At 54.8% G+C, this 9,896-nt stretch carries 11 protein-coding genes; 4 read left to right on the forward strand and 7 right to left on the reverse strand.

The annotated features are described in order from the left end of the window. Window positions 1–57 precede the first annotated feature (57 nt). From VFX97_06470 to ndhC, 3 genes are read right to left on the reverse strand one after another with little or no spacing between them, the layout of a single operon-like run. A complete protein-coding gene (locus VFX97_06470; GenBank protein HEX5702823.1) occupies window positions 58–597 on the reverse strand; it encodes an NADH-quinone oxidoreductase subunit C in 540 nt (179 codons plus the stop codon). A 24-nt stretch (window positions 598–621) separates the two neighbouring features. Beyond that, on the reverse strand, window positions 622–1,251 hold the full coding sequence (locus VFX97_06475) for an NADH-quinone oxidoreductase subunit B family protein (protein HEX5702824.1): 630 nt from the start codon (window positions 1,249–1,251) through the stop codon (window positions 622–624). A 41-nt stretch (window positions 1,252–1,292) separates the two neighbouring features. Continuing rightward, window positions 1,293–1,775, reverse strand: a complete 483-nt coding sequence (gene ndhC / locus VFX97_06480) for an NADH-quinone oxidoreductase subunit A (protein HEX5702825.1) — start codon at window positions 1,773–1,775, stop codon at window positions 1,293–1,295. 309 nt (window positions 1,776–2,084) lie between these two features. Here ndhC and VFX97_06485 point away from each other — a divergent pair, with 309 nt between their 5' ends. Both VFX97_06485 and thiS read left to right on the forward strand, forming a co-directional pair. After that, window positions 2,085–2,816 carry a hypothetical protein gene (locus tag VFX97_06485; protein ID HEX5702826.1) on the forward strand — a complete coding sequence of 244 codons (732 nt, stop codon included), beginning with the start codon at window positions 2,085–2,087 and terminating at the stop codon, window positions 2,814–2,816. A 13-nt stretch (window positions 2,817–2,829) separates the two neighbouring features. Continuing rightward, a complete protein-coding gene (gene thiS / locus VFX97_06490) occupies window positions 2,830–3,048 on the forward strand; it encodes a sulfur carrier protein ThiS (protein ID HEX5702827.1) in 219 nt (72 codons plus the stop codon). A 75-nt stretch (window positions 3,049–3,123) separates the two neighbouring features. Here thiS and VFX97_06495 read toward each other — a convergent pair whose 3' ends face one another. Both VFX97_06495 and VFX97_06500 read right to left on the reverse strand, forming a co-directional pair. Beyond that, window positions 3,124–3,390 (reverse strand): RDD family protein, encoded by a 267-nt coding sequence (locus VFX97_06495; GenBank protein HEX5702828.1) that lies wholly within the window; start codon window positions 3,388–3,390, stop codon window positions 3,124–3,126. Continuing rightward, entirely contained in the window at window positions 3,372–3,665 is a 294-nt protein-coding gene (locus VFX97_06500; GenBank protein HEX5702829.1) for an RDD family protein, read from the reverse strand. Before VFX97_06500 ends, VFX97_06495 begins: the two co-directional genes overlap by 19 nt. Window positions 3,666–3,879: 214 nt before the next feature. Here VFX97_06500 and VFX97_06505 point away from each other — a divergent pair, with 214 nt between their 5' ends. Both VFX97_06505 and VFX97_06510 read left to right on the forward strand, forming a co-directional pair. Next, entirely contained in the window at window positions 3,880–4,671 is a 792-nt protein-coding gene (locus VFX97_06505) for a thiazole synthase (GenBank protein HEX5702830.1), read from the forward strand. A gap of 209 nt (window positions 4,672–4,880) precedes the next feature. After that, window positions 4,881–6,449: an alkaline phosphatase family protein gene (locus VFX97_06510; GenBank protein HEX5702831.1), complete on the forward strand. Its 1,569-nt coding sequence runs from the start codon at window positions 4,881–4,883 to the stop codon at window positions 6,447–6,449. Between the two features lie 30 nt (window positions 6,450–6,479). On the opposite strand, the gene VFX97_06515 is transcribed toward VFX97_06510, so the two are convergent. Next, a complete protein-coding gene (locus VFX97_06515; protein ID HEX5702832.1) occupies window positions 6,480–8,183 on the reverse strand; it encodes a hypothetical protein in 1,704 nt (567 codons plus the stop codon). Window positions 8,184–9,188: 1,005 nt separating this feature from the next. Further along, entirely contained in the window at window positions 9,189–9,869 is a 681-nt protein-coding gene (locus VFX97_06520) for a Crp/Fnr family transcriptional regulator (protein HEX5702833.1), read from the reverse strand. Window positions 9,870–9,896 lie beyond the last annotated feature (27 nt).

The raw sequence follows: 9,896 nt of genomic DNA on the forward strand, positions 1-9,896 counted from the left end.
CAAGTTCCAAGTTGCAAGTTCGCGAGAGTAACTTGACCTGAAACTTGGAACTTGAAACTAAGTCAGCGAATACGGTTCATATCCTCGCAACGGAAAATCCTTGCGCAGCGCGTGCCCCTGCCAATCTTCAGGCAGCAGGATGCGCCGCAAGTCCGGATGTCCGTCAAAAACTACTCCGAACAAGTCGTAAGTTTCACGTTCGTGCCAGTTGGCAGTGCGCCAGACGCCGGTGACCGTCGCTACGTGCGGATCTTCTTCATGCAACACTACCTTCAAACGCAGCCGGTGATACCGAGTGGTCGAGAATAAGTGGTAGTTCACTTCGAAGCGCGGCTCTTCTTCGGGCCCGCGGTCGAACCCACACAAATCGGTCAACAGATCGAAGTCGAGACCCGGCGTAGTCTTCAGGAGACTACAAGCTTCGATTATGTGCTCACGCGGCACGATGACGGTGGTCTCGCCCAGGGCGTTGATGATTTCGCCCACCCATTCGGGATGATCGCGTTGCAACGCCTCCGCAATCTGCGACGGCGTCTGATTCTGGTTGGGTTCTGAAGTTTGCGTGTGGGGGTGTTCTGGCTGCTGCAGTTCAGACATTTACGTTTGACCTTTGCGCAAGCTCTAAAACGACCGGCGCTTCTCGTGTGTCGAAGCGATTGTGTACGGTTGGGGCTGAATTCTTTCGGGCTGATCTAAAGTCGATCCGTCGGTGACGGGCAGCGTTCCGGGGGTGATCGCTTCGCGCGCTTCGTCTTCCTGAGCGTCGCGACGATCGCGCACCGACTCTTTCATCACTTTTTCCTGGAGCATGATCACCGCATGAATCAACATCTCAGGCCGCGGGGGACAACCGGGGATGTAAACGTCAACCGGCACAACCTTATCTACGCCCTGGACGATCGCGTAGTTGTCGAAGACGCCGCCCGACGTCGCGCACGCGCCCATCGAAATGACCCACTTTGGCTCAGGCATTTGATCGTAAATTCGGCGCAGCACCGGGGCCATCTTTCGGGAAACGCGCCCGGAAACGATCATTACATCCGCTTGTCTGGGCGAGGCGCGAAAGACTTCCGCGCCAAAGCGGGCCAGGTCGTTCCGCGAGCTCGTGACGTTCATCATCTCGATCGCACAGCAGGCCAGGCCGAAAGTCGCCGGCCAGAGCGAAGACTTGCGCGCCCAGTTGATCAGCGAATCGAGGCGCGTGGTCAGTACCTCAGGCAGCGCTTCGGCTATGACATTTTCGAGTCCCATAACTAAATCCAGGTTTCGAGTTTCGAGTTTCGGGTTTCGAGTTAAGCCGCTTTCGACGAACTTGAAACTTGAAACTTGGAACGTGAAACAGCGGCATCTAATAAGCGAGCTTCCGCTTCAGCCTCGCGGCGCGCGCGCTCGCCCCAATCAAGCGCGCCCTTCTTGATCACATAAACCAAACCCGCCGCAAGCAGCGTGATAAAAATGATCATCTCGAAGAAAATCAGATTAGCCAGTCCGTACTGTGGCGATGAGAGCGTGCGGAACACCACCGCCCATGGAATCAGAAAGATGACTTCAATATCGAACAGGATGAAGATCATCGCGATCAGGTAGAACTTAACCGAAAAGCGTTCACGGGCTGAGCCGACCGGGTCTTTGCCGCATTCATAGGGCATCAATTTTGTGCGCGTGCGCTTGCGCTGCCCGACAAGCTGCGACAGCCCCACCATCGTCACCGCGAAACCGGCGGCGACGACGAACATGAGAAGCACGGGTAAGTAGTCAGCTAGATTGAAACTCATGACGCGTGCTAAGAGCTAAGTGGCCAAGCGCAAGGTGCTAAGCGCAAAGTACTGAGAAGCAGACCGAAGGTTTTCACACTTTGCCCTTCGCTCTTGGCGCTTTGCCGCCCGACTGCTTGAGAATCATTGTACAAGCCTCATCCTAATGCTGCGTCAGAGGGGTGTCAAGCGATCAATCTGCCGTAATCTCAAGTTTGAAATCGCGATCATTAACCGATGATTGACCGTCCAAAAATCGCTGTGCTACCGTCCGATTGATGTTAGATACGAATGCATCCCAAGCGACGAACCTGAACTACTGACCATCGAGTGATTACCGGCTACAACACAGACGTCGAGCACAATGGTGTCGTCTATCACGTGCAAACCGAAGACAAGGGTTTGCGCACGCCGGTGATTCTGTCGCTCGTTTACACGGGTGGTGCGATTCTCGCCAGTAAGCGTGCTCCCTACGATGATCTGATCGCCAGCGGATTTGAAGAGAAGGTTTTGGTTGAGCGACTGGAACGCCAGCACAAGCTGATTTGTGCTGCGGTGCACGCGGGCCGAATTGAAGAGTTAAAGCGGATGGGTGAGCGCGCGCCCATTTCACCTGAAGTACCAGTTGGGGCGCCCACCCCGCCGCTTAAGATGGGCGAAGAGGTGGCTAAGCGCATCGCGCCTGAGAGCACTCCGGCGCTTGAGGCACCCGCCGTCGTTCCATTAGAGCGTTTTTCGATTTCCGAGGAAGCTGAGGATGCCCTAACGGTTAGTCTATTGGACGAAAAGCAACTGCGCCCGGGCGAGTCCGTCACTCTGCGTATTGAAGTAACGAAGCGAACAGAATCAGGGAGAGCACCGGCGGCAAAAGCAAACATAACCATGAAGGTCCTGGGCAGCAGCTTTCAACCGTCATCGACCTATTCAACGACAGATAGTGCAGGTCGCTCGGCGATTTCGGTCACGTTGCCTAATTTCAAAACCGGCCGGGCCGCGATTCTAATTCGCGCCGAAGCTGACGGCGAAGTTGCTGAGCTGCGCCGCATCATTCATCCCGCCTAACTGTCGAACCCACGTGCGTATTCAAATCAATGGCGAGCCGCGCGAATTTCCACAGGACTCTCGGTCGCTTAACGAACTGATCGATACGTTGGCGCTACCACCGCAGCGAATTGCGGTGGAAGTCAACAAGACGATTGTGCGACGAAGCGATTGGCCTACGACCACGGTGAAAGACGGAGATCAGATCGAAATTGTTCATTTCGTCGGGGGCGGATGCACAGACAGGATCTAATCAGTTGTTAGGCGCGCCTGCGGAAGAGATAAGAAAATAACCGGGATCGTGTACATGCCGTTGTTAGAGGCGGCCTTATCTGTTACGCACGACCACTGTGCCTGCGACAAGGTCATGAATACTTTGCTTGCGGCGCGTCAGGATCACGCTCGCCAAATACACCATCATCAGCAAGCTAACCAGAATGAAACCGGGGCGGAACCCCGGGTTCGGCTCGCCCGCCATCGGCACAGGTAAAAACATCACCGCATGATTAACCTCAAACGGGATAAGCTTTACAACCGTCCGCAATAAGGCACGCCCGAAGCTGATGCGCTCACCATTCAAGCGTGTGACGCGCAAGCCCAACACTTCATGCCGATGGTCGCCTGCCGCGCGCTGCTCTCAAAGAGTGAGTAATACAGCCACAGAGGGAATGAAATGACCGTGAAAACATACGCCCATAAGAGCCAGCCGTTCTGCATCCAGTCAAAGCCAACTGTGAGATAAATCACCAAGCCGACAATTGAACCGAGCAGCAGACCGAAAGCAACAAAAAGCAGCACTGCATCAACAGCATATGCCCCGAGACGCCGAATAACGCCCGCATATGAATTTTGGACGACAGGACTGCTCATGCTGAGAATTTGCCGCAGTGTATAAGTGCAATTCCCATTCAGCAAGAGAATCGGTCCGATGCGAACCATCAATAAATAGACGGGCTAGAAATAGACGGGCTAGCCGAAAGTCCATACCCGAAGACGAGAAGCACGTCATTACTGTCGCAGTTTTCTATTTCAGCTTCGGGCGGTGTAAAGTCGTCAGTAGCTTCAAGGAAGGGAATTAGCCTTAATGTCGTCACCCGCTCGCGCAATAACCGATCAATTAAAAGTAGCAGGGAAGGCGTTCAACTCGCGTCTGATTATCGGGACGGGAAAGTACCGCAGCTTCGACGAAATGAAAGCGGCGCACCGCGCTTCGGGCGCAGAGATGGTTACGGTCGCCGTGCGCCGCGTGCCACTCGATCACAGCAGCGAATCGTTTTTGGATCATCTGGATCCGGCTTTGCAGATTCTGCCGAACACGGCCGGCTGTTACTCAGCAGAGGAAGCGGTGCGCACGGCGCGGCTGGCGCGGGAAGCGCTGGAGACTGAGTGGATCAAATTGGAAGTCATCGGCGATCAAACGACGTTGTTCCCCGATAACGAACAGACGATCGAAGCCGCTCGAATCCTGGTGAAAGAGGGATTTATTGTTCTGCCGTACTTCACCGATGATTTGATTGTGGCGAAGAAGCTACTCGATGCCGGGTGCGCAGCGGTGATGCCGTTGGCGGCACCGATTGGATCAGGCCTCGGCATTCAAAATCCTACCAACTTGCGCATCATGCGCGAACAACTGCCTGATGCGACGATCATCGTCGATGCCGGCGTCGGCACTGCCAGCGATGCGACCATTGCCATGGAGCTCGGCGCGGACGCGGTTTTGATGAACACGGCCATTGCGGAGGCCGAGGACTCAGCGAAGATGGCTGAGGCGATGAAGCTGGCGATCGAAGCGGGCAGGCTCGCCTTTCTCTCCGGCCGAATGAGCCGCCGGCTGTACGCCAGCGCGTCGAGCCCAATCAGCGGTGTGGTTCGTTAAAACAGACGTCATCTCTAAATCACGTTTGTTGTTCCGGCACATGCCGGTTCAGCCGGCGTCTCTCTGATTGAGTTTGGCTTCTAAACTGGAACGGTCACCCAACTCGTCCTCAGTCTTTCAGAAATTTTTAGCTTGCGGTCGTGCTCCAATAGTAGTAAACGGAGCGGACGGAAAACCTTCCATACAAGCATAGTCGACCGGAGAAAACAATGGCCCCCTCAAACTCTCAACTGAACCGGATCAATCACATCGTCACCTTGATGATGGAGAACCGCTCGTTCGACAACGTGCTGGGCTGGCTGTACGACCCGGCTAACAAACCGCCGTTTGACAAGCCGCCGCGCGAACAAACCTTCGACGGAGTATCGGGCAAGGACTTGTGGAATCCGACGCCCAGCGGGGGCAAGGCCTACGTGGGCAAGGGCACGGTGATGACGGATCCTTATCCTGATCCATTCGAACCCTACGCTGAAGTTTACGGACAGATGTACGGCCACAACCCACCGCCGGACGAAATTCCCAATCCGACGACTTCACCCGAGATGAACGGTTTTGTAATCAATTACGCCAATGCAATCAAAGCTGCGGGCGCGCCGCAGAAGGGTTGCGGTCGCTTGCTGTCATGGCTGTTTCGCGGTAACACACCGATGGACTTTGATCCGGGCATCATCATGAACTGCTTCACGCCCGCGAGCCTGCCCGTGATTAACGGACTCGCGAACGCTTATGCGGTATGCGACCAGTGGTTCAGCTCAGTGCCGACACAGACTTTTCCGAATCGATCTTTCGTGCACGCGGCTACTTCTTCGGGTTACGTGACGAACGGTTGGAAGACAGGCCCACACCCCTGGGACATTGCCTATCTGCTCAACAAGACAAAGACGATCTATAACGCGTTGTCAGAGGCTAATTTCGATTGGCGGGTATATCACGGCGGACCTCTACTGCTCTGTAATGCGCTGATAACTCAGGAACGGCTTTGGGAATACTTGCCGCTCGATCACTTCTTTCCCTTCAAACAGTTTCTCGAAGACGCAAAGAAACCGGGAGGCCTGCCGGCCTACACGTTCATCGAGCCAAACATGCTGTGCAGTCGAAAGTATGGACCTGAGAATGACATGCATCCGGCGTTTGCGGTCACAGCCACTGGAGCAGCCACGAATGTGCTGTACGGCGACGAGCTGATCTACACGATTTACGAAGCGCTGCGCAACAGTCCTGACTGGGAGAGCACCCTGTTCATTATCACTTTCGATGAGCATGGAGGCACCTACGACCACGTGCCGACACCACTGCCGTGGACGTGCTCTCCGGATGGCAAAGTAATTCCGTATGGCCAGCCGGGCGGCAGTGGATTTCTTTTCAATCGATTTGGCGTGCGGGTGCCGGCCGTCGTCGTCTCGCCGCTGATCGAAGCTGGAACGATTTGCCATACTCAGTTCGATCACACTTCGATTATCAAGACGGTCGCTAACCGTTGGCTGCCGGGGAAGCACCTAAACGAGCGCGACAAAGCGGCAAACGATCTCAGCGAGCTTTTGACGCTGTCGTCTCCGCGCCAGGACGCTCCCGACATCAAGCCAAACTCACCGCCGCCATTTAATGGATGCGGCGCACATCCTTTGTCGCATCTGCATGCCGATATGCTGGGCGCTGCCGCTCAATTTGTGGCGGCCACCAGTGGACGGAAAATCCAGCTGGAGGCTTTGAAGACCACAGATGACGTGGTGACGGAACTAGACGCTCATGAAGCGGCGGTGCGAGCGCATCTTTCCTAGCCTCCACCAACTAATCCGTGTCCGGCATTGTTATGGCTTGCTAGAGTTTACCCGCGGTGCCACCTTCGTTGGTGGCGCCGTCGGCTTTGGTTTTGAGGCGTCCTTTTTTATAACGCCCTGGATCGTTTGCAGTCTGGCCATTAGCTGTACCGGTTTAGGTTGAATCTTTTTGGCTTGGGTCAGGCCGAGATTCAAATCCAGCATACCAACCACGACGAACGCTTTTTCAAACTCTGGCTCATCGAGCAGGCTAATAGGATCATTGAGTTGGGCCATGGCCGATTCAGCGAGAGATTTAGACGCACTCTCTTCGGCCGGGGGACCGAGAGAGTTAATCGTACTGACAGCGCTTTTGAGAAAATCCAGGGCGTCATGGGTCGCACCTGATTTAGCCAATTGAGACGTAAAAGACAGCAGCGCCCGCAAGTGCAATCCGTTTCGGTCGGTTTGCGGAATCAACAATCGAGCCTCGTCGATGATTACCCGCGACACGTCAGCGTCTCGTTTGGATTTGGCAGTTTTGATAGCGTCCATGTACATCAAAAGACGAGCGGTTGGATCTTCCAGCTTTCGAATTGCCGTCACTGCTTCCATTAACTCGCCTCTCGCCAAGAAAGCTCTCGCTTCGCTCTTGATTAGCAATTGTGCGTAGATGCTCCGCTTATCACTCTCCTTGACGCGCTCCAGCTCAGCACGCCCCGCGGCAAAGTCGCCGTTCGACAACGCGAAGAAAAATCTTTGTTCGGGGTCTTCGGACGTAAAGCTGCCGCTTAGTTTTGCGAGCGTGTATTGCGGAAGACGGGGCATGTTGGCGGGAACTTGCGGCGCTAACCGGTTCGCAATCGCTGTTAATTCAGGTGCCAGGGATGGCTGAAGTCGTGGTGCTAGTGCGGCCAGGATCGCCGCCACCTCGGCTTGGTAGGCGCCCCGAAACTGTAAGTGACGTTGGGTGTAACGCTGATCCTTTAGCAGTGCTTCGGGCGACTCGTTGAGTGAGGCGCGTAATATGTCGTAACCGCCAGAGAAATATCTATATTGCAGAGATAGCCTGGAAGATTCGGCGTCCAGTGAGGGTGCCGGCCCTTCAGGAAAAACATAAGCGCCTAACATGTGCAACCCCGGCAACGACGACAACGTTGGTTGAGTTGTCAGGGCATCTACCGCTTGTGTCGCGACATAGTCGCCAAGCAAGAAGTCCCTTTCGCGCAACCGAATTAGAGCGCCAAGCGTCGCGGGCGTAACTGCCTGCGAAAGGGATTGTTGAAGGACCGATGCTGCGGATGGGGGATCGACGTCCATTAAGGCGGAGGCGAGCCTGCCGGGTACTTCTGATTCATCGTCAAAACCCGGTAAAGAAGATCCGCTCTGCCCCTGCCCTTCAGACATGAGTCGCCTCGCTACCTTTGCGTTGCGGGAATACAGTGATTTAAGGATTATTAACTTAGCCTGTGACCGATCAAAACCCTTACCCCTTTGCTCATTCGAGAATTTCCACAAATCCAGAAGCATCTTTTCCGCTCGTGGGGGATCCGAATAGAAAAGGAGCATGGCCGCGCGTGCCGTTATACTAACGACTGCGTTTTCATTCGTGACACTTTTTGCTTCTGTAACAATCGCCTCGAGCTCCTGAGCGACAGAGCTTGGATTCTCGTTCGGAAGCTCGGCGGCTTGTTGAGCCAAAAGCGGGATCGGACTAAGCAGCAAACTGACGACAATGAACCATCGTGGCAACATGTGATGCTCCTTCTGTGGGATTGAGGGGCAGCGATCTACGAGGTCGTGCCCCTTAGGCAAAACTGTTTGTTACGCTCAAATCGACGAAGCGCTTCCCGGTGATCTAACCAGGTACTTCGGTTGTCGCTTGGACGGAATCGCTCGATTCCTGGATTCGGGTCCTTCAGCAGCGCGAAAGACGTTGCGCCAAACACAGTACTGTACGCAACCGAGGACGACCCATTCGTGGGCGCCGAGGCAAAATGCACAACCAGGGGCGTTTCCGCCCAAACAGACAGTTCCACACGCTAATGCGGTCGGCCAGCCGACGTAACGAGCGACGCAACTTTGAAAGCATGATCCGGAAAACTCTGTATCCTGGGTAGCGGCAGTGCAGCCACACTTTCGCACCGCTGATTTGATCAGTTTCTCGAACTCGCGCTTCGACAACGAATTAGTGCGAATCCGACGTCCAGTTTCCGTTGAAGTCAGCCGGTGCGCTTTCTTATAGACAGCGCTGTTGTTTTGCGCATGTGCGCCACGCTGAAGCCGCAATTGATCCTTGGCTTGGGTGTCGAACGTGCTCGTTAATACGGAAATTGAAAGAACGGCAATTCCAAACAGTAGGCGGCGTAATGTCATGGGAACCTCCAGAGTTTTGTTGTTAGAACATGTGCGGCTGAAGTCTGACGAGGAGCCACGTGACGAAGGCCAATGTCGTTACGATCAAGAGCCACCGGCCAAATTTCATCCTGGACTTTGGAGGGAACCAATAGGCTAGTATCAGCCAAACGAACATGCTCAAAGCCCACGATAACGGCTTAGGCAACCAGGTAACTGCAATGCCCGTCGTTATCGACGCGGGAACGTATGCGATCGCCACTCTGATGGCGAAAAGGCCTCCTGGATCCTCTTTACTCATCATCTGATTTCAGCGCGGCGCCGTTCTACCAAAACGCGTAATCGCCGTCATGCAACTGAGTGAATCTCGATATCAACCTAATCCAATCGTGAGCTGAAGCATTCCTACGAAAGCGCAATCGGCCGCAGCGCCTCCGGCTCTCTAACAATGATCCAGCCTTTACTTCTCGTGATGACATTCTCCTGCTCCAGTGTATTCAGCAGCCGGCAAAGGTACGTCGGCGTAATGGAAAGCAGGTCTGCGATCTCGTAATGCTTCAGCGGCAATTGGAGCTTCGATGTCGTTTCCGATGGTTGGCCGCTTGTGTGCGGCCCGAGCCGTTCGCAGAATTGCCAAAGCAGTTGCTCCAAACGTTGGCGTGCGGGCAGACATGTGAGCTGCGAGATGCGCGCAACATGATCAAGAATGTCGTCGCTAAGAATCTCTCTGACGCGAGCCGCGAGGCCGCTATCGGTATCTAATAGCGAAACAAAATTTCGGGCACCCCACCTGGTCAGGGTGCAATGCGTGACCGTGACGGCCGCAAACGGGTGCGGTTTTTCGCTGATCGCCGCCGCCGAGCCCACCAACGATCCGGGGAATCTCAGGTCCAGTAGAATCTCCTGGCCATTCGCTTCACTCCGCGTGAACTTCACGATACCTGTTTGGACGAGATAGACATTGGCTGGATAGGCACCCTGGCTGAAGAGTTCAACGGCTGGTGGGTAAGTGTGTGAGTCGCTGCCTAGCGCAGCGCTGCCAAGCTCGCCGCCTGCCGATCGAGAATCGTGGGAGAAGTTCGACATCATCATGCACCAACGGGACGCTTCCAG

This window comes from Pyrinomonadaceae bacterium, assembly GCA_036277115.1.
Taxonomy (GTDB): Bacteria; Acidobacteriota; Blastocatellia; order Pyrinomonadales; family Pyrinomonadaceae; genus UBA11740.

Excerpts from the sequence above, each read along its gene's own strand:
- VFX97_06470 (HEX5702823.1), bottom strand. The coding sequence starts at position 597 with ATGTCTGAACTGCAGCAGCCAGAACACCCCCACACGCAAACTTCAGAA.
- VFX97_06475 (HEX5702824.1), bottom strand. The coding sequence starts at position 1,251 with ATGGGACTCGAAAATGTCATAGCCGAAGCGCTGCCTGAGGTACTGACC.
- ndhC (HEX5702825.1), bottom strand. The coding sequence starts at position 1,775 with ATGAGTTTCAATCTAGCTGACTACTTACCCGTGCTTCTCATGTTCGTC.
- VFX97_06500 (HEX5702829.1), bottom strand. The coding sequence starts at position 3,665 with ATGAGCAGTCCTGTCGTCCAAAATTCATATGCGGGCGTTATTCGGCGT.
- VFX97_06505 (HEX5702830.1), top strand. The coding sequence starts at position 3,880 with ATGTCGTCACCCGCTCGCGCAATAACCGATCAATTAAAAGTAGCAGGG.
- VFX97_06510 (HEX5702831.1), top strand. The coding sequence starts at position 4,881 with ATGGCCCCCTCAAACTCTCAACTGAACCGGATCAATCACATCGTCACC.
- VFX97_06515 (HEX5702832.1), bottom strand. The coding sequence starts at position 8,183 with ATGTTGCCACGATGGTTCATTGTCGTCAGTTTGCTGCTTAGTCCGATC.
- VFX97_06520 (HEX5702833.1), bottom strand. The coding sequence starts at position 9,869 with ATGTCGAACTTCTCCCACGATTCTCGATCGGCAGGCGGCGAGCTTGGC.